At 60.0% G+C, this 26,760-nt stretch carries 28 protein-coding genes; 19 read left to right on the forward strand and 9 right to left on the reverse strand.

Annotated elements, in window-relative coordinates; genetic code table 11:
• Positions 1 to 66 precede the first annotated feature (66 nt).
• Both K3754_RS04130 and K3754_RS04135 read left to right on the forward strand, forming a co-directional pair.
• A complete protein-coding gene (locus K3754_RS04130; protein WP_259941270.1) occupies positions 67 to 1,533 on the forward strand; it encodes an efflux RND transporter periplasmic adaptor subunit in 1,467 nt (488 codons plus the stop codon).
• Positions 1,534 to 1,535: 2 nt separating this feature from the next.
• Positions 1,536 to 4,937: an efflux RND transporter permease subunit gene (locus K3754_RS04135; RefSeq protein ID WP_259941273.1), complete on the forward strand. Its 3,402-nt coding sequence runs from the start codon at positions 1,536 to 1,538 to the stop codon at positions 4,935 to 4,937.
• Position 4,938: 1 nt separating this feature from the next.
• Here the strand turns inward: K3754_RS04135 and K3754_RS04140 are convergent, their stop codons facing one another.
• Positions 4,939 to 5,760: a protein-disulfide reductase DsbD domain-containing protein gene (locus tag K3754_RS04140; RefSeq protein WP_259941275.1), complete on the reverse strand. Its 822-nt coding sequence runs from the start codon at positions 5,758 to 5,760 to the stop codon at positions 4,939 to 4,941.
• A gap of 135 nt (positions 5,761 to 5,895) precedes the next feature.
• Between K3754_RS04140 and K3754_RS04145 the strand changes: the two genes are divergently transcribed.
• Entirely contained in the window at positions 5,896 to 6,465 is a 570-nt protein-coding gene (locus K3754_RS04145) for a YqgE/AlgH family protein (protein WP_259941278.1), read from the forward strand.
• Positions 6,466 to 6,473: 8 nt separating this feature from the next.
• On the opposite strand, the gene K3754_RS04150 is transcribed toward K3754_RS04145, so the two are convergent.
• Positions 6,474 to 7,415, reverse strand: coding sequence for an L-threonylcarbamoyladenylate synthase (locus K3754_RS04150; protein WP_259943232.1), 942 nt, complete (start codon positions 7,413 to 7,415; stop codon positions 6,474 to 6,476).
• Positions 7,416 to 7,547: 132 nt separating this feature from the next.
• Here K3754_RS04150 and K3754_RS04155 point away from each other — a divergent pair, with 132 nt between their 5' ends.
• The 5 genes from K3754_RS04155 (at position 7,548) to K3754_RS04175 (ending at position 11,668) form a co-directional block, all read left to right on the forward strand.
• Positions 7,548 to 9,260, forward strand: coding sequence for an acyl-CoA dehydrogenase (locus tag K3754_RS04155; protein ID WP_259941281.1), 1,713 nt, complete (start codon positions 7,548 to 7,550; stop codon positions 9,258 to 9,260).
• On the forward strand, positions 9,260 to 10,312 hold the full coding sequence (locus tag K3754_RS04160; RefSeq protein ID WP_259941284.1) for an MBL fold metallo-hydrolase: 1,053 nt from the start codon (positions 9,260 to 9,262) through the stop codon (positions 10,310 to 10,312). The genes K3754_RS04155 and K3754_RS04160 overlap by 1 nt, the downstream gene beginning before the upstream one ends.
• Before the next feature lie 9 nt (positions 10,313 to 10,321).
• Positions 10,322 to 10,795, forward strand: coding sequence for a DUF6173 family protein (locus tag K3754_RS04165; RefSeq protein WP_203208916.1), 474 nt, complete (start codon positions 10,322 to 10,324; stop codon positions 10,793 to 10,795).
• A 103-nt stretch (positions 10,796 to 10,898) separates the two neighbouring features.
• Complete coding sequence (locus K3754_RS04170) at positions 10,899 to 11,033, forward strand: aa3-type cytochrome c oxidase subunit IV (RefSeq protein ID WP_025047946.1); 135 nt, start codon at positions 10,899 to 10,901, stop codon at positions 11,031 to 11,033.
• A 29-nt stretch (positions 11,034 to 11,062) separates the two neighbouring features.
• Positions 11,063 to 11,668 (forward strand): hypothetical protein, encoded by a 606-nt coding sequence (locus K3754_RS04175; RefSeq protein WP_203208915.1) that lies wholly within the window; start codon positions 11,063 to 11,065, stop codon positions 11,666 to 11,668.
• Positions 11,669 to 11,674: 6 nt separating this feature from the next.
• Here the strand turns inward: K3754_RS04175 and K3754_RS04180 are convergent, their stop codons facing one another.
• Positions 11,675 to 12,001, reverse strand: a complete 327-nt coding sequence (locus K3754_RS04180; protein WP_025047944.1) for an AzlD domain-containing protein — start codon at positions 11,999 to 12,001, stop codon at positions 11,675 to 11,677.
• Positions 11,998 to 12,717 carry an AzlC family ABC transporter permease gene (locus K3754_RS04185; RefSeq protein WP_259941289.1) on the reverse strand — a complete coding sequence of 240 codons (720 nt, stop codon included), beginning with the start codon at positions 12,715 to 12,717 and terminating at the stop codon, positions 11,998 to 12,000. The genes K3754_RS04180 and K3754_RS04185 overlap by 4 nt, the downstream gene beginning before the upstream one ends.
• Before the next feature lie 23 nt (positions 12,718 to 12,740).
• Between K3754_RS04185 and K3754_RS04190 the strand changes: the two genes are divergently transcribed.
• From K3754_RS04190 to glp, 4 genes are read left to right on the forward strand one after another with little or no spacing between them, the layout of a single operon-like run.
• The gene (locus K3754_RS04190) at positions 12,741 to 13,655 is read left to right on the forward strand and encodes a formate dehydrogenase accessory sulfurtransferase FdhD (protein WP_259941292.1); all 915 of its coding nucleotides are present in this window, start codon (positions 12,741 to 12,743) and stop codon (positions 13,653 to 13,655) included.
• The gene (gene mobA / locus K3754_RS04195) at positions 13,652 to 14,254 is read left to right on the forward strand and encodes a molybdenum cofactor guanylyltransferase MobA (RefSeq protein ID WP_259941295.1); all 603 of its coding nucleotides are present in this window, start codon (positions 13,652 to 13,654) and stop codon (positions 14,252 to 14,254) included. Before K3754_RS04190 ends, mobA begins: the two co-directional genes overlap by 4 nt.
• Positions 14,251 to 14,742, forward strand: coding sequence for a molybdopterin-guanine dinucleotide biosynthesis protein B (mobB, locus tag K3754_RS04200; RefSeq protein WP_259941297.1), 492 nt, complete (start codon positions 14,251 to 14,253; stop codon positions 14,740 to 14,742). The genes mobA and mobB overlap by 4 nt, the downstream gene beginning before the upstream one ends.
• Before the next feature lie 20 nt (positions 14,743 to 14,762).
• Positions 14,763 to 16,814 (forward strand): gephyrin-like molybdotransferase Glp, encoded by a 2,052-nt coding sequence (gene glp, locus K3754_RS04205; protein ID WP_259943233.1) that lies wholly within the window; start codon positions 14,763 to 14,765, stop codon positions 16,812 to 16,814.
• Positions 16,815 to 16,883: 69 nt separating this feature from the next.
• On the opposite strand, the gene K3754_RS04210 is transcribed toward glp, so the two are convergent.
• Positions 16,884 to 17,048: a hypothetical protein gene (locus tag K3754_RS04210; RefSeq protein ID WP_259941300.1), complete on the reverse strand. Its 165-nt coding sequence runs from the start codon at positions 17,046 to 17,048 to the stop codon at positions 16,884 to 16,886.
• A gap of 18 nt (positions 17,049 to 17,066) precedes the next feature.
• On the opposite strand from K3754_RS04210, the gene K3754_RS04215 reads away from it, so the two are divergent.
• Positions 17,067 to 17,501, forward strand: a complete 435-nt coding sequence (locus K3754_RS04215; protein WP_203208909.1) for a GNAT family N-acetyltransferase — start codon at positions 17,067 to 17,069, stop codon at positions 17,499 to 17,501.
• Positions 17,502 to 17,540: 39 nt separating this feature from the next.
• On the opposite strand, the gene K3754_RS04220 is transcribed toward K3754_RS04215, so the two are convergent.
• The 3 genes from K3754_RS04220 to K3754_RS04230 all read right to left on the reverse strand — a co-directional run bounded on the left by K3754_RS04220 (position 17,541) and on the right by K3754_RS04230 (position 19,597).
• Positions 17,541 to 18,590: a hypothetical protein gene (locus K3754_RS04220; RefSeq protein ID WP_203208908.1), complete on the reverse strand. Its 1,050-nt coding sequence runs from the start codon at positions 18,588 to 18,590 to the stop codon at positions 17,541 to 17,543.
• 14 nt (positions 18,591 to 18,604) lie between these two features.
• Positions 18,605 to 19,075: a transcription elongation factor GreA gene (gene greA, locus K3754_RS04225; protein ID WP_203208907.1), complete on the reverse strand. Its 471-nt coding sequence runs from the start codon at positions 19,073 to 19,075 to the stop codon at positions 18,605 to 18,607.
• Positions 19,076 to 19,216: 141 nt separating this feature from the next.
• On the reverse strand, positions 19,217 to 19,597 hold the full coding sequence (locus tag K3754_RS04230; RefSeq protein ID WP_203208906.1) for a VOC family protein: 381 nt from the start codon (positions 19,595 to 19,597) through the stop codon (positions 19,217 to 19,219).
• A gap of 87 nt (positions 19,598 to 19,684) precedes the next feature.
• On the opposite strand from K3754_RS04230, the gene soxR reads away from it, so the two are divergent.
• The 4 genes from soxR to K3754_RS04250 all read left to right on the forward strand — a co-directional run bounded on the left by soxR (position 19,685) and on the right by K3754_RS04250 (position 24,663).
• On the forward strand, positions 19,685 to 20,140 hold the full coding sequence (gene soxR / locus K3754_RS04235) for a redox-sensitive transcriptional activator SoxR (protein ID WP_259941304.1): 456 nt from the start codon (positions 19,685 to 19,687) through the stop codon (positions 20,138 to 20,140).
• Between the two features lie 194 nt (positions 20,141 to 20,334).
• Positions 20,335 to 21,984, forward strand: coding sequence for an electron transfer flavoprotein-ubiquinone oxidoreductase (locus tag K3754_RS04240; protein WP_203208904.1), 1,650 nt, complete (start codon positions 20,335 to 20,337; stop codon positions 21,982 to 21,984).
• 167 nt (positions 21,985 to 22,151) lie between these two features.
• Positions 22,152 to 23,867: a tetratricopeptide repeat protein gene (locus K3754_RS04245; RefSeq protein ID WP_259941306.1), complete on the forward strand. Its 1,716-nt coding sequence runs from the start codon at positions 22,152 to 22,154 to the stop codon at positions 23,865 to 23,867.
• The gene (locus tag K3754_RS04250) at positions 23,857 to 24,663 is read left to right on the forward strand and encodes a 4-(cytidine 5'-diphospho)-2-C-methyl-D-erythritol kinase (protein ID WP_259941309.1); all 807 of its coding nucleotides are present in this window, start codon (positions 23,857 to 23,859) and stop codon (positions 24,661 to 24,663) included. The genes K3754_RS04245 and K3754_RS04250 overlap by 11 nt, the downstream gene beginning before the upstream one ends.
• Here the strand turns inward: K3754_RS04250 and K3754_RS04255 are convergent.
• Positions 24,656 to 25,654: a polyprenyl synthetase family protein gene (locus K3754_RS04255; RefSeq protein ID WP_259941311.1), complete on the reverse strand. Its 999-nt coding sequence runs from the start codon at positions 25,652 to 25,654 to the stop codon at positions 24,656 to 24,658. The genes K3754_RS04250 and K3754_RS04255 overlap by 8 nt on opposite strands.
• Positions 25,655 to 25,710: 56 nt before the next feature.
• Between K3754_RS04255 and K3754_RS04260 the strand changes: the two genes are divergently transcribed.
• Together K3754_RS04260 and K3754_RS04265 are read left to right on the forward strand one after the other, a co-directional pair.
• Complete coding sequence (locus tag K3754_RS04260; protein ID WP_203208900.1) at positions 25,711 to 25,926, forward strand: DUF2007 domain-containing protein; 216 nt, start codon at positions 25,711 to 25,713, stop codon at positions 25,924 to 25,926.
• Positions 25,923 to 26,675, forward strand: a complete 753-nt coding sequence (locus tag K3754_RS04265; protein ID WP_203208899.1) for a tRNA1(Val) (adenine(37)-N6)-methyltransferase — start codon at positions 25,923 to 25,925, stop codon at positions 26,673 to 26,675. The genes K3754_RS04260 and K3754_RS04265 overlap by 4 nt, the downstream gene beginning before the upstream one ends.
• Positions 26,676 to 26,760 lie beyond the last annotated feature (85 nt).

Genomic DNA, 26,760 nt, shown 5'->3' on the forward strand with positions numbered 1-26,760 from the left:
CTTGGCATTTGTGGGCATGCCACTAGGTTAGTTGGGCGGCGCATGTCCGCAGGTGATGGGATAAAGATGCGGTTTCTAAGACAAAGCATGATCGGTTTGTTTCTGGCGGCGCTGACGTTTGGCCTGCTGGCTTATGCCGTGTCTTTGGTGGGCGGTGCCCTGCGCGAACGCCTCGCCGATGAGGCGAAAGCCCCCCCCCCGCGAGAGCGGGTATTTGCGGTCAATGTTCAAACGGCGCGGGCGCAGACGGTTGTGCCGGTTTTGCAAAGCTTTGGCGAAGTGCAAAGCCGCCGGTTGCTGGAGCTTCGTGCCGCGGGCAGTGGCCGGGTGATCGGCTTGGCTGACGGCTTTGAGGACGGCGGCACAGTTGTGGCCGGGCAAGAGCTGGTGCAGCTCGACCCGGCAGATGCGCAATCTGCGGTGGACCGGGCGTCCAATGATCTTGCCGATGCCGAAGCGGCTGTACGTGACGCGGACCGCAACCTTGCATTGGCACGCGATGAACTGGCTGCAGCGGAAGATCAGGCCGCTTTGCGCGAACGCGCTCTTGTCCGGCAACAGGATCTGGCCGAGCGGGGCGTTGGCACCACAGCGGCCACCGAAACAGCCGAGCTGGCGGTCTCAGCCGCGCAGCAGGCGGTGCTGTCACGGCGGCAGGCGCTGGCGCAGGGACAAACCCGTGTGGATCAGGCCGCAACAGGATTGGCACGCTCGCGCATCGCGCTGGCCGAGGCGCGGCGGCGGCTTGAGGATACCACTTTGACCGCGCCCTTTGATGGCACATTGTCTTCGACCAATGTCGTGGTGGGGCGCTTGGTCTCTGCAAACGAGCGGTTGGCAGAGCTGATTGATCCCGATGACCTTGAGGTGTCTTTCCGGTTGTCGACCGCGCAATTCGCGCGATTGCTGGATGATCAGGGCGGGTTGATCAAGGCAGATGTGGACGTGATTTTGGATGTGGCAGGTGTGGATTTGACGGCAAAAGGCCGTATCAGCCGCGCCGCTGCGGCGGCGGGCGAGGGATCGACGGGGCGTTTGATCTTTGCTGCGCTGGGCAGTGCGCCGGGGTTCAAACCCGGTGATTTTGTGACCGTTCAAGTGCGCGAACCGGCGTTGCCCGATGTGGTCCGCCTGCCAGCCTCAGCGGTGGACGCAGGCGGCGAGGTTCTGGTGCTGGACGACGAAGACCGGCTGGAGGCCGTGAAGGTCACGGTGCTGCGCAATCAGGGTGATGATGTGCTGGTACGCGGCCCGATCCTGGGGCGTGAAGTGGTCGAGGCGCGCTCGCCCCTGCTGGGCGCAGGGATTGCTGTGAAACCATTGCGTCGCGGCGCGGATGGCGCGGCCACTGCGCCGCCGGACCAACCGGAAATGCTGGAACTGACCGAGGAACGCCGCGCCCGTCTTGTGGCCTTTGTCGAGGGCAACAAGCGGATGCCAAAAGAGGCCAAGGCGCGGGTGCTGGCACAATTGTCAAAACCGCAGGTGCCGGCCCGCATGGTGGCCCGGATTGAAAGCCGCATGGGGGGCTAGCTATGGCACGGCCCATTGGATCTGCCGCAGGGGGTATCCTGTCCTATTTCACCCGCCACGCCACGGCGGCGAACCTCTTGCTGGTGGTGCTCTTGGTGGCCGGATTTGCCGCCGCGCCCAACATGCGCGCACAGTTTTTTCCTGATGTGATCATCGACAATGTCTCCGTGACCACCCTATGGAGCGGGGCCGGGGCCGAAGATGTGGACGAGGCCATCGTGCAGGTGTTGGAGCCTGCTTTGCTGGGTGTTGAGGGTGTCGAAAGTTCCAACAGCACCTCGCGCGAAGGGCGCGCTGTTGTGACACTGGATTTTGAGCCGGGCTGGGACATGGCCCGCGCCGCGGCGGATGTGCAGACGGCGGTCGATGCCATAACCACGCTGCCCGACGATGCCGAAGATCCCACCGTGCGGCGCGGTGCCTGGCGCGACAGGGTCACGGATGTGGTGATCACCGGCCCGATTGCGCCTGCGCAGCTTGGACGGTTTGCGGATGAATTTGTGACGCGTCTCTTTGCGGCGGGCGTCACGCGGACAACCATCCAAGGCGTCGCTGCGCCAGAGACTTTGGTCGAGGTGCCCTCGGCCAAGTTGATCGCCTTTGACATTTCTATGGCCGACATTGCCAGCGCCATTGCCGCCGAGGTCGATGCCGATCCGGCGGGCGATGTGAGCGGGGCCAACGCGAGGGTCCGGACAGGGACGGCCAAACGCAGCGCGGGCGAAATCGCCGGCATTGTTCTGCGCTCCAATCCTGACGGGTCAAAGCTGACCATCGGGGATGTCGCGCTGGTGCGTACCCAAGGCGTGGACCGCGAACGCAGCTTTTTCGTGGGGGCCGATCCGGCGATGTCGATCCGCGTCGACCGATCTGACCGGGGCGATGCCATCGCGATACAGGAGCGGGTGGAACAGGTCGCCGCCGAATTGCAGGCCGGTTTGCCTGCCTCTGTGACGGTGGAGCTGATCCGCACCCGCGCCGAAGCGATTACCGGGCGTTTGGATCTTCTGATCGACAACGGGCTGATGGGGCTGGGGCTGGTCGTTGGGTTGCTGTTTTTGTTCCTCAATGCCCGCACCGCGTTCTGGGTCGCGGCAGGCATCCCTGTTGCGATGGGGGCGGCGATTGCGCTGATGTATGCGGCGGGTCTGACGCTCAACATGATCTCGCTTTTTGGGCTGATCATCACGCTGGGCATTGTTGTGGATGATGCAATCGTGGTGGGCGAACACGCTGATCACCGGTACCGCACCCTTGGCGAGGGGGCGATGCAGGCGGCGGAGAACGCCGCGCGGCGCATGGCAATGCCGGTGTTTGCGGCGACACTGACCACGATTATTGCCTTTTTTGGTCTGGTGGCTGTGGGAGGGCGATTTGGCGATCTGATCCGCGATATTCCTTTCACGGTGATTGCGGTTCTGGCGGCGTCACTGGTCGAATGTTTCTTGATCCTGCCCAATCATATGGCCCATGCCATGCGGGCGGCCGCCAAAGAGCATTGGTATGATCTGCCCAGCCGTATCACCAACATCGGCTTTGTCTGGTTGCGTGAAAACCTGTTCCGCCCGTTCATGGCCGGGGTGATCCGGGGGCGCTATGTTGTGCTGGCCGGGGTGACTGCGATCCTGGCCTCTCAGGTGGCGCTGTTCATCAATGGCGATGTGCAATGGCGGTTCTTCAACGCACCTGAGCGCGGGTCCGTCACCGGCAACTTCGCCATGGCTGAAGGCGCAACCCGCTCCGATACGCTTGAAATGATGCGCGAGATGCAGCGCGCAACGGAGGCTTTGGGGGCGGAATATGAAGAACGCTACGGGGTCAACCCGCTGGATTATGTCATCGCGCAAACGGGGGGCAATTCGGGCTATGGGCTGGCGGGCGCAGACAGTAAGGACAACGACCTGCTGGGTGGCATTTCGATTGAGTTGATTGACGCCGATCTGCGCCCCTATTCCAGCTTTGCCTTTGTTGGAGAGCTTCAGGACCGCGTGGTGCAGCATCCACTGGCCGAAACGGTCAGTTTTCGGGGGTGGCGGTCCGGCCCCGGAGGCGATGCGCTGGACGTGCAGTTTTACGGCGCCGACACGGATACGCTCAAGGCGGCATCAGAAGCGTTGCAGGCGGCGCTGCGGCAATATCCGGAAGTCAGCGCGGTTCAGGACAATCTGGCCTATGACAAAGAGGAGTTGATCCTCGATCTGACGGCGCAGGGACAGGCGCTTGGCTTTACCATCGACACGCTGGGCCGGGCCTTGCGCAACCGTTTGGGCGGCATTGAGGCGGCGACCTATCCCGATGGGCCGCGTTCCGCTGCGATCCGCGTTGAACTGCCCAAAGGCGAGCTGACCGCAGATTTTCTGGACCGCACGCAGATGCGGACACCGGCAGGGCAATACGTGCCGCTGGCCGATATCGTCAGTGTGGAGCGGCGCACGGGGTTCAGCATGGTGCGGCGTGAGAACGGCATTCGGCTGATCTCCGTGACCGGAGATATTTCCGAAGACGATCCGGCCCGCGCCAGCGAAATTGGCGAGGCTTTGCAAAATGACATCCTGCCGCGCATTGCCTCCGAATTGCAGGTCGAGTTCCGGTTGGCCGGTCTGAGCGAACAGGAAGACGAATTCCTGAGCGATGCCTTGACCGGATTGATCCTGTGTTTGACGGGCATCTTTCTAGTACTGGCGTGGATCTTTGGCTCATGGACCCGGCCCCTGGTTGTGATGGCAATCATTCCGTTCGGGCTGGTTGGTACGATTTATGGTCATGCCTTGTGGGAGGTGCCGCTGAGCATGTTCACGGTTGTTGGGCTGCTTGGCATGACGGGAATTATCATCAACGATTCTATCGTGTTGGTCACAACGATTGACGAATACGCCACTACGCGCGGGCTGATACCGTCGATCATTGATGGCGCAGCGGATCGGTTGCGGCCAGTGATGTTGACGACAATGACCACGGTTCTGGGGATGGCGCCGCTGCTTTATGAGCAAAGCCAGCAGGCGCAGTTCCTCAAACCCACGGTGATCACACTGGTCTACGGTCTGGGCTTTGGCATGTTGCTGGTCTTGCTGGTGGTGCCTGCGCTAGTGGCTGCACAGCATGATGTGGCCCGCCAGATCGCGGCGATGCGCCGGGGCACAGCGGCACCGGTGCGCAGCTTGCGCTGGGGATTGTTGGCCTTGTGGGCTGTTGTGGTCGCTTGGGGCGCGGTGACGTTGGGCTGGGCCGCGTGGCAGGGCGCGCTCCATCCGCAGGTGTTGGCCCTGTTGCCCATGCTGGCCGGGCTCAAAGCGATGAGCGCGGCACTGGCGGCGTTTGTTGCCGGGGCTTTGGTGGTGGCACTGGCAGGCTATGTCGCGGGGATTGCGGTCTACGCCATCGGAGGGCGCAAACAGGCCGCTTAGGCTAACGCGGGGCGCAGCCTTTGATCTCGACCGCGTGCTTCTTGCCCAGCACGGTGATCACCATATCGGATCGGTTGATCGCCACGGCACTGCCACTGACCGAAGCCAGTTCCGCCTGAACTGTAAGCGTTTTGCCGGCCCGGCTTGCGCGGGTTTCGCTCATCCATAGGTCGGGGTTCGGGGTTTCGAACACCACGACTTCTTTGCCGCCCGCGTGGGGCAGGGTCAGCTTGGCGGTGATCTGCAATCCATCTGACGTGGGGCGCAGTGTGCAGGAGGCGGATTTAACGCCTGCCTCCTTGGCCGAATAGGGCCGCGACGCCAATGCGGCGGCGATCACTGGCGTTGGCTTGGCAGACGTGCTGTCCAAGGTCGCGCTCAAGGTCAGTTGTTGCGGCACACAGATATCGCTGCACACCCCGATGTCGAGTGTTGCATGCAGGTTGATCGGCTGGCCTGCCCGGCGCGGTGCGATGGCAAGGGGCAGAACCAATTCTCGGGCGTATCCGATGGTGCGCATCCCGCTCTGGCTAAACACCTCGGGCGTGGGCCAGATCACCCGCACAGCCTTGAGATTGCCGGATTTGGACCAGTTGAACTGCGGCGGTATTCCAGCATCGCCGGGGGTACGCCAGTAGGTTTTCCACCCCGGCAACAGCGTAAGGCGCAACGCTGCCACGCGGCTGCCGTCGGCCTGCTGCCATCCGGTCAGGATGTCGCCTGTGACCGGAACCTCAAATGCGTCCTGCGCAAAGGCGGGCAGGGGCGAAGACAGGGCCATCGCGCTACAAAGCGCAAGCGAGGTGAATAGACGTTTGATCATACCCCTACATGGGACAATCCGGCGTAACAGCCAAGTCACGTTTGCATCAGCCATGTTTCGCGTCTTTGTGCCGCGCCCCTTGCCCCGCTGGCGGCGAGGGTGCATCCTGAACGGGAATTTTGGGGATAATGTTGCATGGCTGCTCAGGCGCTGGATCTCACTGGAAAGTTGCTTGTCGCGATGCCGGGCATGGGCGATCCGCGGTTTGACCACTCGGTGATATACCTTGTGTCCCATTCGGACGAAGGGGCGATGGGTCTGATCGTGAACAAGCCTGCACCGGGGGTATCGCTTGCCGATGTGCTGGATCAACTGGAAAGCGCCCCGCCCATGGATGGCCCTTTGCACGGGGTGCATTTTGGCGGCCCGGTCGAGACAGGGCGCGGTTTTGTATTGCATTCGGATGACTATTGTTCTGCCATTCATACACTGAGGGTTGCGCCGGGTTTCGCCCTCACTGCGACCCTGGATATTCTGGAGGACATCGCGCGGGGCGACGGACCGGAAAGCAGCCTGTTGATGCTGGGGTATTCCGGCTGGGGTCCGGGGCAGCTTGAGGGCGAGATTGCGCAGAACGGCTGGCTGACCTGCGATGTGCCGCCGGATCTGGTATTTGGAATGGCGGACGCGAAAAAATGGGCGGCGGCGCTGGAAAGCATTGGCATTGATCCATTGGGCCTCTCGGCCACGGCCGGTCACGCCTAAAGGCTGGATCAGCGCGGCGCAGCTGCCCGTTGCAACCTGTCATTGATCGCGCGGCCCAGCCCCTGCATCGGAACAGGTGCCACTGCGATGGGGCGGCGGGTGCTGTTGAGCTGGTGCAGATGGCCAAAAAGGTTTGCCGCAGCTTCGGACAGATCACCGGAGGCTGACAGGTTCAGATCGCACTGCATCGGTCCGAAGCCCAGCAAAACCTCATCGCCTCGCGCCTTGCCTGCGTTCAGGCGCACAGCAGCATCAGGCGCATAATGGGAGGCCAGTTGGCCCGGCGCGATGATCTCGGACCCTTGTGCCGTTTGCACGGGCCGACCCAGCGCAGCCTCAATCGCCTCCTGCGGCAAGCCACCTGCACGCAGGACCACCGGATCAGGGCCGGTGAGACCGACAATTGTGCTTTCCAGTCCAACGGAACAGGGACCATCGTCCAGAACCGCCGCAATCCGTCCATTGAGACCGGCCATCACGTGATTGGCGGTTGTGGCGCTGATCCGGCCTGATGGATTGGCAGAGGGGGCGGCAACCGGCCCGCCAAATTCGGCCAGCAGACGCCGCGCGGCGGGGTGCATCGGCACCCGCAGGGCGACGCTGTTCAGACCGGCTGTCACCAGCGGCGACAGATTTTGTTGATTACGCAATGGCAACACCATCGTCAGCGGGCCGGGCCAAAAGGCCGTCGCGAGTATTTCGGCGGCATCTGGCCAATCTACATGGTTCCGCGCCATCCCAGCATCCGACAGATGCACGATCAGTGGATTGAAACTGGGCCGGCCTTTGGCCTCGTAAATCCCGGCAACAGCCTGTCCGTTCGTGGCATCCGCGCCAAGGCCATAAACCGTCTCTGTCGGGAAGGCGACCAAACCCCCTTGGCGCAGCAAAGCGGCGGCATGGGAGATGCCATCATCTGTGGCGGAGAGGATTTTTGTGTCCATGGCCATCTCTGTGCGTGACGCCGCGTTCAGGTTGCGGGACTGCGGTTGCCGTTTCATGCTGATCTCAATACCAGCAGCCCTTAGCAGGGCAGGATCGTGTTTGCCAAGCGCCTGCGCGCCCTAACAGGAGTATTGCCCATGCCATATCGCGCCGCTGTAGATGACTTTGACTTCCTTCTGGGGCAGGTGATCGATTTCGCCGCGCTCAGCGAAACGCAGCTCTTTGCCGATGCCACGCAGGATATGTCCAAAGCGATCTTGGCGGAGGCTGGGAAGATGTGTGACGCGGTCTTGGCCCCACTGCAAAGGGCCGGCGATCTGCATCCCGCGCGGTTGGAAAACGGCGTTGTGCGCACCTCGCCGGGCTATGCCGAAGGATTCAAGGCGATTGCCGAGGGGGGCTGGATCGGGATGTCAGCGGACCCGGAATACGGTGGGATGGGGCTGCCGATGAGCCTGACCTACGCGGTCAATGAAATGATGAGCGGCGCGTGCCTTTCGCTGCAACTGGCTCCCTTGATGTGTCAGGGCCAGATTGAGGCGTTGGAACATCATGCCTCGGACGCGATCAAGGCGTTGTATCTGCCCAAGCTGATCAGCGGAGAATGGACGGGCACGATGAACCTGACCGAACCGCAGGCGGGATCGGACGTCGGTGCATTGTCGTCCAAAGCGATCAGCAATGGCGATGGAACCTATGCGATCACCGGACAAAAGATCTACATCTCATGGGGCGACAACGATTTTGCCGCCAATGTCTGCCATCTGGTTCTGGCGCGTTTGCCCGATGCCCCGTCCGGCACCAAGGGGATCAGCCTGTTTCTGGTGCCGAAGTTTCTGCCAGATGAAAACGGCGATCCGGGTTCGCGCAACACCCTCTCGGTGGTCAGTTTGGAGCACAAGCTGGGACTGCACGGATCCCCCACTGCAGTGATGCAATATGACGGGGCGACGGGGTGGATGGTCGGGCCGGAGCATGGCGGCATGGCTGCGATGTTTACAATGATGAACAACGCGCGGCTTGGCGTCGGTGGGCAGGGGATTGGCGTTGCAGAGGCGGCCTGCCAGCAAGCCTTGGCCTATGCGATGGAGCGCAAACAGGGGCGGACGGGCGCAGGTGGCGCTGGCACAATTGCGGACCATGCAGACGTGCGCCGGATGTTAATGACGATGAAGGCCGATACTTTTGCGGCGCGGGCGATTGCGCTGTCTTGCGCCCATGCGATTGATATGGGCCGCGCCACCGGCGCTGCGGACTGGACCGCGCGGGCGGCGTTCTTGACCCCGATTGCCAAGGCGTTCGGATCTGATGTCGGGATCGAGGTCGCGCAGACCGGATTGCAGGTGCATGGCGGCATGGGCGTGATCGAAGAGACAGGCGCGGCACAATACAGCCGTGATGTGCGTGTGACGGCGATCTATGAAGGCACCAACGGCATTCAGGCGATGGATTTGGTTGGGCGCAAAATGCTGGACGGCGGCGAGGCCGCAAACCGGCTTTTGGACGAGATCGAAGCCGAGATTGAAGGCGCACGGGTGCATTTCCCAAAAATGGCCGATGCGGTCTGGCAGTCGTGCGAAACCCTGCGCGAGGCGACCGACTGGATGGTGGCGCAGACGGATATGAACGCACGATTTGCCGGGGCGGTGCCGTATCTGCGTGCTTTTGCGCGGGTTCTGGGCGGGCATCTGCATCTGCTGTCTGCCAAGGCGGACATCGGCGGGCCACGGGAAAAACTGGCGCGTTTTTATATTCAACGGCTATTGCCGGAACATCAGGGCCTTTTGGCGCATGCACAGGCAGGCGACAAAGACTTATTTGCCCTCACAACAGAAGAGTTGATTGCGTAATGGCCGATTTTGCACCCGAAGGTATCCGCTATCCTTGGGACACACCGCCCGCCCACGGCACCGAGGCGATCGAGGTCGCGCCGGGGGTATTGTGGCTGCGGATGCCATTGCCGATGAAGCTGGACCATGTGAACGTTTATGCGCTGGACGAAGGTGACAGTTGGACCATCATTGACACCGGATTTTCATCGAAAAAGTCCAAGGCGATCTGGCAGGAAGCCATGGATGGCCCACTGGGAGGTAAGCCGGTCTCGCGGGTTGTGGTGACCCACCATCACCCCGATCACGTGGGTCTAGCGGGATGGTTTCAGACCGAATTTGGTGCCGAATTGGTGACGACGCGCACCGCATGGCTGACGGCGCGGATGCTGACGCTGGATGAACAAGAGGTGGCTCCCGCCGAAACGCTCAGCTTTTATCGCCAGTCCGGCATGGACAACGAGATTTTTGAAAAACGCAGGACGGACCGACCGTTCAACTTTGCCGATATCGTCGCGCCCTTGCCGCTGGGCTATACCCGGATCAAGCAGGACGACACGATCACCATGGGCGGGCGGGTCTGGGATGTGCATATGGGCAATGGCCACGCCCCCGAACACGCCACATTCTGGAGCCGCGATGACAATCTGGTGATTGCGGGCGATCAGATCCTGCCGTCCATAAGCCCCAATGTCGGCGTTTATCCGACTGAGCCGATGGCGGACCCTATCGGCGAATGGCTTGAGGCCTGCGAACGGCTGGCGCCGATGGCGCGGCCTGATCATCTGGTCCTGGGCGGGCATAAGTTGCCGTTCACGGGACTGCCCAAACGCATGTCGCAGCTGATTGAGAATCACCATGGCGCGCTCGATCGGCTATTGGCCTTCATCGAAACGCCCAAAGCGGCCTCTGAATGTTTCCCGCCGCTGTTCAAAAGATCGATAGGAGAGGCGGAATATGGCCTGGCTTTGGTTGAGTCCGTCGCGCATTTGAGCCACCTTTACCAAACCGGCCTCGCAATACGCGACAAACGCGAGGCGGACGGTGCATGGGTGTATCAACGCAAGGAATAGCAATTGCCAATGGATGATGAGATCAGGACCGCCGCCGAAGCCTTCGAGGCAGATGCCATGCCGCGTGTGCATGAGGTGCATTCCGATCCCAATAGCCGCAATGCTTGCGATCAGGAAATCCCGCAAAGCGTCAAAGACAAGCCGGTCACGCAGAAATCCCCTGCGCAATGGGCTTATGAGCGTGTGGTGCTGTATCTTAAGAATTTTGAGGAACAGCTGGACAACGAACACGAGGTCGCCATGGGCTTTACCGGCACTGAGGCCGGTGTTCTGCGGATCGAGGGCATGGGCTATTTTGACCCCGATATCGTGACATTCTACGGGACAGACCAAACCGGGGGGCGGACCCAGCTGATCCAGCATGTGAGCCAGCTTAACGTCGTACTGCGGGCATTGCCGAAACGGGTGGAAAATGCCGCCCCGAACCGGATCGGATTTCGATTGGTCGAGGATCTGGAAAATTCCGGTGATGATCCGGCATAGCGGGGCAAGGGCATGGATGTGACGATCTGATGCTTTGACCGCGTGACAGCGCCGTGCAATTAGGATAGCAAACCCGCAAACCAATTTACCGAGGACCGCAAAAATGGCCGAACACGAACATGGCAGCATGAACTACGAAGCGCAGGAAAAAACCTTTGCCGGCTTCATGTCATTTACAACCAAATCCGTGATTGTGATTTTGGTTCTGCTGGTGTTGATGGCGATCTTTATCCGCTAAGACCGCCACCAAGACACAAGGGTGTTTCTGTGACACGTTATTTTGCCGGTCTGGCACTGGTCGCCTTGTTGGCGGGATGTGCTGCAGACAACAGCCCCGACAGCCCGATCGAAGCCGTGCAAGCGGCGGCTTATCAGGCGCCCGGGCCAAAGACCTTGACCATTTTTACCATGGTCAACAATCGCACGGGCAGTGGCGGGCACACCGCCCTGATGGTCAATGGATCCCAGCGGGTGATTTTTGATCCGGCTGGATCATTCCGTGATCCGCGCGTGACCGAACGCGGCGATGTGCTTTATGGTGTGACGCCAGGTTGGCTACAGGCCTATAAATCCGCCCACGCGCGCAGCACCTATCACGTGGTCAGTCAGGAATTTGTCGTCACGCCCGAACAGGCGGAAAAAGCGCTGCGGTTGGTGCAGGCCAATGGCGCGGTGCCAGGGGCCTTCTGCGCCAATGCGACAACCGCGATTCTGAGCCAGATCGAAGGGTTCGAGGGCGTGAAACAGACGTTTTATCCGGTCAAACTGATGGAACAGATCGAAAGCTTCCCCGGAGTTCGAACCACGCGTCTTTATGAAAATGACGAGGGTGATGTGATCGATGCGGTGAAGGCTGGGCAATTGGCCCAATAACCGGCGTTAGCCGAGCAAATACAGCAAACCATATAGTGTGAATGCGCCCGACAGGATCGCCGCAATCACGTTTTTGCTGAGCAATCCAACCAACAGCGTGACACAAGCCGCTGCGAGGCGGGCGGGCTCTGTCTCGCCGCCTGTGGCTTGCGGCCAGATCACTTGCGGCGCGACGAGGGCGGGCAAAATGGCCACCGCCGTATAACGCAGATGGCGCAGCAACCAATCTGGCATGGCCCGTGATCCGACCAATCCTGTAAAGACAAAGCGCAGAAAAAAGCTGCCGATGCCGAGGGCGATGATCACGATCCAGAGGGTGGTTTTGTCGATCATTCTGCCCGCCCCCGTTTGCGTTCCTGCCACAGCTCGGCTTGCGCACCGGCCATCATCCCGACAATACCAGCCACCATCAGGCCCAATGAATAGGGGATGCCAGCGGCCAACAGGCTGACTGCCACGGCCACCAATGCGGCAACCACATGGGCCAACGTGCGGAACATCGGCGCGATCATTGCCAGAAAGGTGATCGGGATTGCAAAATCCAGCGCCCAGCCATCAGGAAACCATGCGCCAAGATAGGCACCGATAAAGGTAAACCCGTACCACAGGGGCACAATCGGTGTGACCACGCCAAAGAAATATACCATCCGCAACGGGATGGACATCTCGGGGCGGCGTTCATACTCGGCGACCGAGACCACATAGGATTGATCCACGGTCAAATAGGCGGCCAGCGCACGCTGCCACAACGGGGCGGCCCCGATGTAGGGGGTCAGTGCGGCAGAATACATCGCCATCCTCAGGTTTACAGCCAGCGATGAGATGATCACCACAAGTGTAGGCGCCTGTTCCTGCATCAGTTGCAGGGCCGTAAACTGCGCCGCGCCTGCAATAACGACAATGGAAAAGGTCAGCGTTTCGACCACGCTGAGACCCGCCTCCGTCGCCACAAGGCCAAACAGAGAGGCAAACGGAATGATCACCAGAATGAACGGAGAGCTGTCTAAGATCCCCTTCAAATAGGTCGATTTTGCGGTGGTGGTGGCCATGGGAAATCCCTAACTTACCGGCCATGACTAGCGCCATTGGTGGGGGGATACAATTGGCACAAGACCCGGATGTGACCGAATACCTGATTGCGCCTGATCCAGCGGCGGCGCGGCTGACACGGCCCGTGACGGGCATGGATCACGATGGCAATGAAACCACCATTCGCGTTGTCGAGGAGCGCCCGCTTACGATCTATCTCAACAGTCAGGAAATCGTCACGGCGATGACGATCGGGGATTATCCCGAATATCTGGCGCTAGGGTTTCTGCGCAATCAACACATGCTGCGCCCGGACGAAGAGATCACCCGCGTTGACTATGACGAAGAGCTCGAAACCGTGGTTGTGCGCACGGCGCGGGCCACAGATTACGAAGACAAGATGCGCCGCAAAACACGCACCAGCGGCTGTGCGGTGGGCACGGTTTTTGGGGACATGATGGAGGGGCTGGATAAGGTCGTGCTGGCAGATACACCGGTACGTAGTTCATGGCTCTATGCCCTGTCGGCCAAGATCAACCGAACGCCGTCGCTGTATCTTGAAGCAGGCGCGATCCATGGCACTGTGCTGTGTCATGAGGATAAGCCTTTGGTTTATATGGAAGATGTGGGCCGCCACAATGCGGTGGACAAGATTGCGGGATGGATGATGTCCGAAGGGATCGGGGCAGAGGACAAGATCCTGTATACCACCGGGCGACTGACCTCTGAAATGGTGATCAAGACCGCGATGATGGGCATTCCGGTGCTGGTATCACGGTCGGGCTTTACCGCATGGGGTGTCGAGATCGCACAGCAGATCGGGCTGACCCTGATTGGCCGGATGAAAGGCAAACGCTTTGTCTGTCTGAGCGGCGAGGACCGGCTGATCCGCGATGCGGACCCCGCGCAGGTGGCGGAAGAGCCGCGCAAGTCTGGCCGCAAGGGGGGCAAGGGATGAAGCAACCATTGGGCGTGATCCTCGCGGGGGGACAGGCCACGCGCATGGGCGGCGGCGACAAGGGATTGCTGGCGCTGGGCGGGCAAAGCTTGCTGTCGCGGGTGATAGACCGGCTTGAGCCGCAAGTGGCCGGGATGGCTTTGAACGCGAATGGCGATGCCGCGCGGTTTTCAGGGTTTGATTTGCCGGTGTTGCCAGACAGCATTTCAGGGTTCGTCGGTCCGTTGGCCGGCGTGCTGGCCGGGCTGGATTGGGCCGCGGAACAGGGGGCAGATGCCATTGTGACCGCCGCCGCAGACACACCGTTTTTCCCTTGCGATCTGGTGCCACAGCTTTTGTTGCGCGGCGAGGGTATGACGTATCCCATGGTCCTGGCCGCGACACCGGATGCCAAGCGCGGACAGGCGCGACATCCGACGTTTGGCCTGTGGCCCGTGGCGCTGCGTGATGATCTGCGGGCAGCGCTGCAAGGCGGGTTGCGCAAGGTTGTCATGTGGACAGATCAGCATGGCGGGCGCGAGGCGTTGTTCCCGGACGAAGCTGCGTTCTTTAACGTGAACACACCCGAAGATCTGGCGCGGGCGGAGGAGATGTTGTGAAATTATTTGGCGTTGTCGGTTGGAAAAACGCAGGCAAGACCGGTCTGATGGAACGTCTGGTGACAGAGATCACCGGGCGCGGCATCACCGTGTCGACCGTCAAACATGCGCACCACAGTTTCGATGTCGATCATCCGGGCAAAGACAGTTTCCGCCATCGCACGGCAGGCGCGTCAGAGGTGCTGCTCGCCTCAGGCAACCGCTTTGCCTTGATGCATGAATTGCGCGGCGCAAAGGAGCCAATTTTGGCAGATCTGCTGACCCGCCTCAGCCCCGTCGACCTGGTGCTGATCGAAGGATACAAACGCGATGATCACCCCAAGGTCGAGGCGCATCGGGCTGTGACGGGCAATCCCTTGATCGCGCCCGAAGATCCAACCGTGCGGGCGGTGGCGGCGGATGTGTCGCTTGATCTGGATCGGCCGGTGTTTGATTTGAATGATACGGTGGCGATCGCTGATTTCATACTGTCCGAGGTCGGGCTTTGACCCCGTTTGACACGGTTGTGATGGTCGATTGGTCGGCTGGAAACGACCGTGGGCCGCGTCCGGTGAAGGACGCGATTTGGATCGGGGTGCAGCGGGGCGCAGCGGCTGAGGAGCCTGTCTACCAGCGCAATCGGCAAGAGGCCGAGGGGTGGTTGGAGGCGTTTCTGACAGTTGAACATGATGAGGGCCGGCGGGTGCTGGTCGGCTTTGATTTTCCCTTTGGGTATCCGCTAGGCTTTTCCGAGGCGCTGTGCGGGTCATCTGATCCGCTGGACTTGTGGGATTGGTTCGAGGCCCGGATTGAGGATGAGCCAAAGGGCAACAACCGCTTTGATCTGGCAGCCGAGATCAATCTTGGTCTTGGGTTGGGGCAGGGGCCGTTTTGGTTCAACACGCTGTCTCGTGATATTGAGGGGCTGCCCCGCAACAAGGATGGCTATGCCAATCCGTTCCCGGAAAAGCGGCGCTGTGAGGATCGGGCCAAGGGTGCGTTTACCTGTTGGCAAATGGGCGGTGCCGGTGCGGTAGGGGGGCAGGTGATGATGGGTCTGCCTGTACTGGCGCGGTTGCGCCGCCAGTTCGAGGTTGCGGTCTGGCCTTATCAGCCGCTGACCGCGCCCATTGCATTCGTTGAGATTTGGCCGTCGCTGACTGCCGGGACTGCACCAGAGGGCATGATCAAAGACGCATGGCAGGTTCAGCAGATTGCTGGGCAAGTGGCGCAATTGCCTGCAGACCGGCTGGCCGCGCTGCTTGATGTTGATGCGCCGGAGGAAGGGTGGATATTCGGTTTGGGACATGAAGATGAATTGCGCGGCGATGTGCCGCCGCCTTTGCGCAACGATTGTTTTGCATTGCCGCCTGGCGTGCACTGGACGCCCGTAAGCGAGGCGCATGATCTGCTTAAGGCGCGGCTTTCGGCGGTCACTCGGACCGAGACCGTGCCGCTCGGCGTGGCGGCGGGCCGGATCGCGGCGCAGGCGGTCTTCGCCGCACGGGCCAATCCGCCGCTGCCCAATACGGCGGTGGATGGGTACGGGTTTTCCGGTGGACGCGGGGCTGGCACACATGAGTTGCCATTGGTGGAGGGGCGTGCGGCGGCAGGTGACGCGCCCGGCGCTGTGCCGGAGGGTCTGGCGATCCGGGTTCTGACAGGTGCGGCGCTGCCCGAAGGGGTGGATACGGTGATCTTGCAAGAAGATGTTGGTTTGGCGGATGGGTCGGTCCGTTTTTCCGGCCCTATAAAGGCCGGAGCCAACACCCGAAAGGCTGGCGAAGACGTGAGCGCGGGAGAGGAAATTCTGCCTGTTGGGCGCAAGATCACACCAGCGGATCTGGCCCTTTTGGCGGCGACCGGTGTTTCCGAGGTCGCCGTGCGAAAGCCGCTGAAGGTGGGTGTAATCTCAACAGGGGATGAGCTGGTTGAGCCGGGTGCCTCTGCGCGCGACGGGCAGATCTATGATGCCAATCGTCCGATGTTGCTGGCGTTGGCAGAACAGTTTGGCCATGTGCCTGTGGACTTGGGCCGGGTGCCGGATGACCGCGAACTCTTGCGGGCGCGGCTGGACAGTGCGGCGGCGGAGGTTGATGTCATCCTGACCAGCGGCGGCGCCTCTGCGGGGGATGAAGACCACGTGTCGGCCTTGTTGGAGCAGGCAGGTGCCATGGCGCTGTGGCGCATGGCGATCAAGCCGGGGCGTCCCTTGGCGCTGGGTCTGTGGCAGGGCGTTCCGGTCTTTGGCCTGCCCGGCAATCCCGTGGCGGCATTGGTTTGCGCGTTGATCTTTGCGCGGCCCGCGATGTCGGTTTTGGCCGGGGCAGGTTGGGCTGACCCGCAGGGGTTTGAAGTGCCCGCTGCCTTCGTCAAATCGAAAAAGGCAGGACGCCGGGAATATCTCCGCGCAAGAATACGGGGTGGCCGGGCAGAGGTGTTTGCATCCGAAGGGTCGGGCCGGATCAGCGGGCTCAGTTGGGCCGAGGGGCTGGTGGAACTGCCGGAACCTGCCGGTGAGATCAAGCCAGGTGATATGGTCCGCTATGTGCCGTTTGGCAGCTATGGCCTTGCGGGGTGATGCGGTTTTGCATCGTGCCTGGATAGTGGCTCGCCTGGCCCTTGGGGATTTGCGGCGGGGCTGTCATACTCAGCGCATCAAAATGGAGCTTTGATGTCCTGATAATTGCGGGCTGCAATGCGCAGCCCTTGTGCAGACAACCGTTGATTTGACCGCCTTGGCGGACGCCGTTGTCGTGCAATCACCAAATTTTATCAATACAACGAACAGTGCCATGCCGGTCTGTTCGATCAAAGAAAGCATGCTCTGACAATGATCAGAAAATTCAAAACCGAAGACACCGAAGCGATCATCGACATCTGGCTTCGCGCCAGTTATCTGGCCCATCCTTTTCTCAGCGAAGCGTTTTTGCAAAGCGAGGCGGACAACGTCAGGAACATCTATCTGGTTCATGCCGAAACATGGGTGGCCGAAGTGAACGGCAATATCGCCGGTTTCATCGCCTTGCTGGATGATGAGGTTGGCGGGTTCTTTGTAGACCCAGACTATCACGGGCGCGGCTTGGGCCGGGCCTTGATGGACCACGCCGTCGCACTGCGCGGCGGTGCGGTGACGCTGGGTGTGTTCAAGGACAATCCTATCGGGCGGCGTTTTTACAAGGCCTATGGATTTACCGGGGATCAAGAGAGTATTCACGAACCCACAGGTCAGATGGAAATCCGTTTGACCTACCAAAAATCCGAATAGCAGATTGGGGCGGAGAGGAAACTTTCCGCCCCTTTTGACCTAGTCAAACGTACCGGCGCAGCGGCCGAGCAACATGAACGCGCGGGCCGTGCGCGTGTCAGCCAGCGCAGAGATTTCACCATCACTGGCACGTTCTTCGAATTCTGCAAAGGTCTTGTCAAAGCGGCGCAAAAAGTGGTGCGCGGCGTCGCGGAAGATCGGATCCTGTTTCATCCGCGCATTGGTGAGGGCCAGCGACGAGCGGTCCCTGATCCCACCCAGGGCGGCGATGGGGCGTCCGCGTGCGCCTTGCGCAAACTGCCGCCAGATCTCGGGGCGGGCGCGGTCGGGGCGCAGGTCGTCCATGTAGATGCCGTCCTGGGACATCAGGGTCAGCACATCCTGGGCCGCTTGGACCAATTGTGCGGCGGACCGGTCCTTGAGTGCGCGGCGCAAAGCGGCGAAGCCAACCTCATCCTCGGCGGTTTCAGGAAAATTCAAGGCGCGAATGAAATCATCATTGGACAGCATCGGCGCGAGGTCTGCCGCCTGTGTGCCAAGGGCCAGTGTAGGCTGATCATCCACTGGTGCCGCGGCCACCTGCGGGACTTTGCGGGCCTGCTCTTCGCGGCGTGATTGAAAGGTGGCCAGCGCGGTTTCGGTTTTGCGGGCCGTGGTTGCGATCTCATCCAGTTTGCGGGCCACAGAAGACGATCCAGATTGCATCCCATGCCCTTGTTGTTGGGCGATATAGGCTTGGCGAATGCCGTCTATAGCGGTCTGCAACCGTTGGCTTTCCTCGCGCATCACACGGCTGGCCCGTGCGGCGGTGGCGGCGACCCAGATCATCGCCACGGGCATGAAGACCGCCAGCATCGTCATCAGAAAACGCAGGCCATCCGCATCGCTGCTACCACCGGCCTGCGGATCTTGCGGCAAAACGACAAAAAACACCACGGCGCCCAGCAGCCACAGCGCGCTGAGTGCAATCGCCACCACCTCAATACCGGTCACGGTTTGCGGTTTGGGTTTGTCATAGATGCCAAGCGGTGTCGGGCGGGCCGGGGCCGCGCTGTCAGCCGCTGCTTCGATTTCGGGTCGTTCAGCCATGCCGGTTTTCCCGTTCAGGCAAAGACGATTTTGAGAACCTCATAGGATTTCTCGCCCCCCGGTGTGCGCACTTCGACCGAATCCCCTTCTTCCTTGCCGATCAGGGCGCGGGCAATGGGCGATTTGATGTTCAGCAGCCCATCCTCGATCTTGGCCTCATATTCGCCAACGATCTGATAGGTCTTTTCCTCATCGGTGTCCTCATCCACCAGGGTGACCCGTGCGCCAAACTTGATTGCGCCGGACAATTTGGCCGGGTCAATCACATCGGCCAGCGAAATCACGCCTTCCAGTTCTTTGATGCGGCCTTCGATGAAGGATTGTTTTTCCTTGGCCGAATGATACTCGGCATTTTCGGACAGGTCCCCATGTTCACGGGCCTCGGCAATCGCCTTGATTATCGCAGGGCGTTCCTCTGTCTTGAGCTGCTTGAGCTCTGTTTCCAGCGCGGTATGGCCCGCGCGGGTCATGGGAATCTTTTCCATGGGTGGTCTGTCCACGTAATGAGGGCCGCACCCGCAAATCAAACGGGGGCGGCCGTTTTCGAAAATAGCTGCCCATTACCTGACCCAAATTGCCGTTGGATTGCAAGGGGGATGGGTTCGTCAATTGGCAGGGATCAGCCGTCAATCGTATTGGACAACTTCGTATTCGATATCGTCATCGTCGTGGAAGTAAAACCGCCGGCCGGGTTCGTAATCGGCGTGATTGCCGGTTTTGAAACCATGGGCAATCACGGCCGCTTCGGTGGCGTCGATATCATCCACGACAACAGCGATGTGGTTGAGCCCGCCGACCTGTGTGTAGGTGTTGGTCTTGGCGTCCATCGGCGCGCGGGGGGTATAGAGCGCAAGGTATTGGTCCTCGGTGCCGACGTGAATGGAAAGGCCGCCGCCAAGGGAATCGCCTTGCCAGCGGATTTTCCACCCGAACAAAGCCTCCATCCAGGCGGCGGTTTTGTGGGGATCAGCCACGGTGAAATTGGTGTGTTCCAAAAGTGCAGGCATGTTTTTTCCTCTTCGGTTTTGCTTGACTGCCTGTTGTTGTAATTTCTAAACCTAACTTTAGATCAAGCATTTTTTTCGGAGGGCGATATGGCGATAAATGACGGGCTTTCGATCGGGGCATTGGCAGGGCGGACCGGGCTGGCCGTGTCGGCGATCCGATATTACGAGGCGCAGGGTCTGATCAAACCCTGGCGCAATGCCGGCGGGCAGCGGCGGTTTGAACGGGCCGATCTACGCAAGCTCAGCTTTATCATGATCGCGCAGCAGTTTGGGTTCACCCTGCCGCAGATCAGAGCGGAGCTGGACCAATTGCCGGGCAAACGGCCACCCACGAAGGCCGACTGGGCGCGGATCAGCGAAAGCTTTCGCGATGCATTGGATCAGCGGATCGAGACCCTGACAAAGCTGCGTGCGAATCTGGACGGTTGCATTGGATGCGGATGTCTAAGCCTGGATGTCTGTGCCATGTACAATCCGGTGGATCGCGCCGCCGAAAAAGGGCCCGGCCCGCGTTATTTGATGGGGGATAGCCCCGAAACGTAATGCGGCGACAACCATTCGGGGGCGGGCAAGCAGGTCGTTTTTGGCCTTTCTTTGGGGTCATTTCTACATCGGCGACGAACAAATCGTGCAAACATGCTGCAAATGCAGCAATTAACGTATCGTCCCGATTGCAATGACGCTTGGCGTAGTTTAGCCAACTTCAAACCGATTTTGCCCTGAGGGAGGCCTTTGCCATGGCTGAAATTGAACGCGAAGCAATGGAATACGATGTTGTGATCGTTGGTGCAGGGCCTGCGGGCCTGTCTGCAGCGATCCGGCTGAAGCAGTTGGACCCGGATTGCAACGTTGTTGTGCTGGAAAAAGGCTCTGAAGTGGGCGCGCATATTCTGTCGGGTGCGGTTCTTGATCCTTGCGGTCTGGATGCTTTGATCCCCGATTGGAAGGAAAAAGGCGCCCCTATCACCGTTCCGGTGAAAGAGGACAACTTCTATATGTTGGGCGAAGCAGGCCAGATCCGTGTGCCAAACTTCCCAATGCCACCGCTGATGAACAACCACGGCAATTACATCGTTTCTATGGGCAACGTCTGCCGCTGGATGGCGGAACAGGCCGAAGAAATGGGTGTCGAAATTTTCCCTGGCATGGCTTGTTCCGAATTGGTCTTTGGCGACAATGGCGAAGTCAAAGGTGTGGTTGCCGGTGTCTTTGGCCTTGAGGCCGACGGCACCATCGGGCCGGACACAGAGCCGGGTATGGAATTGCACGGCAAATATGTTTTCCTGTCCGAAGGGGTGCGCGGCAGCCTCTCCAAGCAAGTGATCGAGAAATACGGTCTGTCAGACGGTGTTGAGCCGCAGAAATACGGCCTTGGCATGAAAGAGATCTGGGAAATTGACCCGGCGAAGCACCGTGAAGGTACGGTGACGCATACGATGGGTTGGCCTCTCAACAGCAACGCAGGTGGCGGATCTTTCATCTATCACCTTGATAACAATCAGGTCTATGTCGGTTTTGTTGTCCACCTTGGCTACAAGAACCCACATGTTTTTCCTTACATGGAGTTCCAGCGCTTCAAGCATCACCCAATGGTGGCCGAACTGCTCAAGGGCGGCAAACGCGTGGCCTATGGTGCTCGTGCCATCACCGAGGGCGGCTATCAGTCGATGCCAAAAATGGTAGCGCCGGGTGTTGCCTTGTTGGGCTGTTCGGTTGGTATGGTCAACGTGCCCCGGATCAAGGGCAACCATAACGCAATGCTCTCTGGCAAGGCCGCGGCCGAGGCCGCATATGCGGCGATCCAGGCCGGGCGTTCGGGTGATGAGCTGAATGACTACGAAGCCGATGTACGCGGCGGCCCAATTGGCGCGGATTTGAAAAAGGTACGCAACGTCAAACCGTTGTGGTCCAAGTACGGCCTGATGGCATCGCTGGCGGTTGGCGGTTTTGACATGTGGTGCAACACTTTCGGCTTCTCACTTCTTGGCACGCTCAAACACGGCAAATCCGATGCCGAGGCAACGGAGCATGCGGACAAACACAAGGTCATTGACTATCCCAAGCCCGATGGCACGATCAGCTTTGATCGCCTGACCAATGTTGCGTTCTCCTTTACCAACCACGAGGAAAGCCAACCGGCCCACCTGAAGCTGAAAGATGCCTCTGTGCCGGTCGAGGTGAACCTTGCCAAATTTGCTGGTCCTTCGGCCCGCTATTGCCCGGCAGGTGTTTACGAGTTCATCGAAGAGCCAGGCAGCGCGCCCAAGTTCCAGATCAACTTCCAGAACTGTGTGCATTGCAAAACCTGCGATATCAAAGACCCAAGCCAGAACATCACCTGGACAACGCCGCAGGGTGGCGATGGGCCGAATTACCCTAACATGTGATCAACCGATGATCGCAAGCGGATCAAAGGCGGGGGCAACCCCGCCTTTTTTTATATATTGCGGGGTTCCGCCGACACGCCCTCACAACGCCTTGAGCTGCCTTCGTCACCATTGCGCTTGGCCGCTGGTCTGATAGCCTTTGAAAAAACGCATGAGGACGATCAGTGATGCTGCGCAAAGCTTTGGGAATGGCCGCCGTATTGGCGCTGACGGGGATGGCGGGTGCGCCGGTGCAGGCGCAATCTGTCGCTGGCCCCTATCTGGCGGGCCGCCATGCCGCCGTGAACAGCGATTATGCCGAGGCCGCCCGGTATTATGCACAAGCGCTTGCGCGGGATTCGCAAAACGTTGAATTGATGGAAAGCGCCGCGCTGTCCTATCTGTCGCTGGGCGAGGTGGAACGCGCCCTGCCGCTGGCCCGTGTGCTTGAGGCCAAGAAACAACGCAGCCAGGTCGCGCGGATGTTGCTGACCGCGGGTCATGCGCAAACAGAGGATTACAAAACGATCCTGGCCAGCGAAGACGACAGCAGCGGTATTGGCCCTTGGGTCGATGGGTTGGTCAAGGCGTGGGCGCTGATGGGCACCGGCGATGTGCGTGCAGCGATGGCCGCCTTTGACAAGCTCAGCAAAGAGGCCGGCATGCAAGGTTTTGTGATGTATCACAAGGCTTTGGCTCTTGCGAGTGTGGGTGATTTTGAAGGCGCGGAAAAGATATTTGGTGATCAGGTTGCTGGCGCTGCCGGTCAGACCCGCCGGGGCGTGATGGCCCATGCGGAAATTCTGGCGCAGCTTGACCGCCATGGCGACGCCCTGCAAGTGATCGAAGCCAGTTTTGGCGGCAGCACGGACCCTGAATTGGACGTGCTGATTGCCGCGCTCAAAGCCAAAGAGACCGTGCCATTTACCCATGTACGCGATGCAAAATCTGGAATTGCCGAGGTATTCTTTACTTTTGCAGCGGTCCTGAAAAGTGAGGCCGCAGGGGACTATTACGTGCTGTTGTACACACGGCTGGCCCGTTATCTGCGCCCGGATCACGTGGATGCGCTTTTGCTGACGGCCAGCCTGCTGGAAGGGCTGGGCCAGCATGATCTAGCGATCAAGGAATACAAGGACGTGCCCGCCGACAGCCCGACCTATCACGCGGCTGAACTGGGCCGCGCGGATGCTTTGCGTCGCTCCGGCAAGGCAGATCAAGCCATTGAGGTTTTGGAACAATTGGCCCGCAGCCATGGGGACCTGGCGGTTGTGCACTCCACATTGGGCGATGTTCTGCGCGCGCAGGATGATTTCAAGGGTGCCATTGCGGCCTATGATCGCGCGATTGAACGGGTGTCAGACACCGCTCGTCTGCGCTGGGTTCTGCTATATTCGCGCGGCATTGCCTATGAAAGGCTGGGCGATGAGGTCGCGTCAGAGGCCGATTTTCGGGCCGCGCTGGCGATCAACCCCGAACAGCCTCAGGTGTTGAACTATCTCGGCTATTCGATGGTAGAACAGCAGCGCAATCTGGATGAGGCGCTCGATATGATCGAACGGGCCGTCGCGGCCAGTCCGGACAGTGGCTATATCGTCGATTCGCTGGGCTGGGTGTTCTACCGGCTTGGCCGCTATGACGAGGCGGTTGAGCAGATGGAACGCGCGGTCGAGCTGATCCCGATTGATCCGGTGGTGAATGACCATTTGGGTGATGTCTATTGGGCCGTGGGCCGCTTCCGCGAGGCGGAGTTTCAGTGGAGCCGGGCTTTGTCTTTCATTGACGAAGACGACACTGACACAGAGGCCGATCCGAAACGCATCCGCCGCAAGCTAGAGGTTGGGCTAGACGTCGTTTTGGAAGAGGAAGGTGCACCTCCTCTTAAGGTCGCCAATGACATCTGAGGCATTTGCGCCGGCCAAGATCAATCTCGCGCTGCATGTGACGGGCCAACGGGATGATGGGTATCATCTGCTTGATTCCATTGTGATGTTTGCGGATGTCGGTGATCGGCTCTGGTTTTCTAAGGCTGAAGACATGGCGATTTCCGTAGCTGGTCCCTTTGCCGAAGGGGTGCCTGTGGACAGGCGCAATCTGGTTTGGCGGGCGGCAGAACTGGCCGGGTTTTCCGGTGCAATCCAGCTTGAGAAGAATCTGCCACATGGAGCCGGCATCGGGGGTGGCTCATCTGATGCTGCGGCGGTGCTGCGTCACTGCGGTTATGCCGGCGACGGCGCAGTGCTTGGCGCGGATGTGCCGGTTTGCAAAGCTGCCAAGGCGCAGCGCATGCAGGGTATTGGCGAGGTTTTGACACCGCTTTCTGGCTGGCCTTCGTTGCATGCTGTTCTGGTTAATCCGGGAGTGGAGATTTCGACGCCCGAGGTGTTCAAGGCGCTGAACCAAAAAGAAAATTCCGAAATGTCAGGTGATCCCATGGGTCTTTCAACGGCGGAGGATGTGATCGCGTTCTTGAAAGGTCAGCGCAATGATCTTGAAGACCCGGCGCAATCCGTGGCGCCCGCGATCACGTCAGTTCTAGACACACTCAATGGCATGCCGCACTGCCGTTTGGCGCGGATGTCGGGGTCCGGGGCGACGTGTTTTGCATTGATGGACACGGCGAAACACACCGCAGAAGCGGCGCAGACCATCGCGACTGAGCATGCCGACTGGTGGGTGCGGCCTTGCGTGCTTAGCTGATGCGGCTGACCACGTAGTCGGCCAGATCGACCAACATATCTTTGACATCGTGATCGGGCAGGGGGGAAAGCACCGCCTTGGCCTTGTTGGCCCAATCCAGCGCATCGGCCTGCGTTGCGCTCAATGTGTCATGTTTGGCCAGCAGGGAAAGGGCGTGATCCAGATCACCGTCTTCCTGCTTGCCCTTTTCGATGGTCCGCTCCCAAAAGGCGCGTTCCTCGGCGTCGGCTTTGGCCACGGCTTTGATCACCGGCAGTGTCAGCTTGCGCTCGCGGAAATCGTCGCCGATGTTCTTGCCGGTCGCGTTTGGCTCACCGCGATAGTCGAGCAGGTCATCGACAATCTGAAACGCAATGCCAAGGGCATCACCGTAGTCAAACAGTGCCTGTACGCGGGCCGCTTCGGCCCCGGCAATCACCCCGCCCACTTCCATCGCGGCAGAGAACAAAGCGGCGGTTTTGCCGCGCACCACTTGCAGGTAAATGTCTTCGCCCGTTGCAAGGTTCTGTGCGGCGGTCAGTTGCAACACTTCGCCCTCGGCAATCGTGGCGGCAGCGTTTGACAGGATCCGCATCACTGGCATGGAGCCGGGTTCGGTCATCAACTGAAAGCTGCGGGCAAACAGATAGTCCCCCACCAGAACAGAGGATTGGTTGTCCCAGAGCAGGTTCGCCGTGGGCCTCCCGCGTCGCTGTGCGCTTTCGTCAACCACGTCGTCATGCAACAAAGTCGCGGTGTGAATAAACTCAACCGTGGCGGCCAGATGCACATGATAGGGCCCGTCATAGCCACACATCCGCGCCGAGGCGAGGGTCATCATCGGGCGCAGACGTTTGCCGCCGGCCTCAACCAAATGCGCGGTCACTTCGGGGATGCGCGGCGCGTGTTCCGAGGCCATCCGTTCACGGATCAAATCCCCAACAGCGGCCATATCTTCGGCCAGATAGGCCGCAAGGCGGTCATGGGGTTTCAATGCGTTGCCATTTTTCATGAATATGATCCCACCCAAGGCTCGACAATTCGGTCTGCCTGTCCCACATCTTTGGTATGAAGGAACTTTTGCGCAGCACAGACATGACGGTCATCGCCTTTGCCACGGCCCTTCTTCAGGGCGAGGATATAGACTGCTTTGAAATGGACGTAAACATGAGCGTGCTGGAAGGTGGCATCGGTATCTTTCCGCGCCGCTTGATGGTGCATCCCGATGATCATGAGGATGCAGTTCTGGTTTTGCGGGACAATGACATCCCGCTGGGTTTGTGACGGGGTTTTCCGACAACGCATTGACCCGTGATGCGTTTCTGGGAGGGCTGCTGCATCTCTATCAGCCGCGCCATGGATATCGTGCAGGCGTTGATCCGGTGCTTCTGGCGGCCAGTGTGCCGGCGGATGGCGGGCAGCGCGTTCTAGAGCTTGGCTGCGGCGTTGGCGCGGCGATTCTCTGCCTTGGGGCGCGGGTGCCGGACTTGCAATTGACCGGGATTGAGCGGGAGCCAGCCTTTGCAGAGTTGGCCTTGCGCAACGGCGGTGATGCGCTTGAGGTTGTAACGGCAGACCTGCGCGAGATGCCCTTGCACCTGCGGCAGCGGCAATTTGACCATGTGCTGGCCAATCCACCCTATTTTGATCGCGCGGCCTCTGTTGCCTCTGATGATCCGGCGCGGGAAAGCGCCCATGGCGAGGACACGCCGCTGGCACAATGGGTGAAAGTTGCCGCCAAGCGGCTGGCCCCCAAAGGGCAAGCGCATTTCATTCACCGGATTGAGCGGTTGCCGGATCTGTTGCGGGCCATGCCGCATGACCTTGGATCTGTTGAAGTTTTACCGCTGGCCGCCCGCGCCGGACGTGACCCGGACAGGGTGATTGTACGGGCTCGCAAAAACGGTCGTGCGGCGTTTCGTCTCCATACGGCAATGGTCATGCATCTAGGCGCACGACATGATCCGAACGCAAAGCGCTATACCCCTGAAATAGATGATGTTTTGCGAAATGGCGCGGCGCTGCGTTTCTGAGCATGATTAAGCAAATATTTACCGATGTAACAGATTTGCTGCAGGGCGGCGTGACATGTTTGCAGGAGTGTGGTCCACTCGAGAC

Source organism: Sulfitobacter sp. M368, from assembly GCF_025141875.1.
Classification (GTDB): domain Bacteria; phylum Pseudomonadota; class Alphaproteobacteria; order Rhodobacterales; family Rhodobacteraceae; genus Sulfitobacter; species Sulfitobacter mediterraneus_A.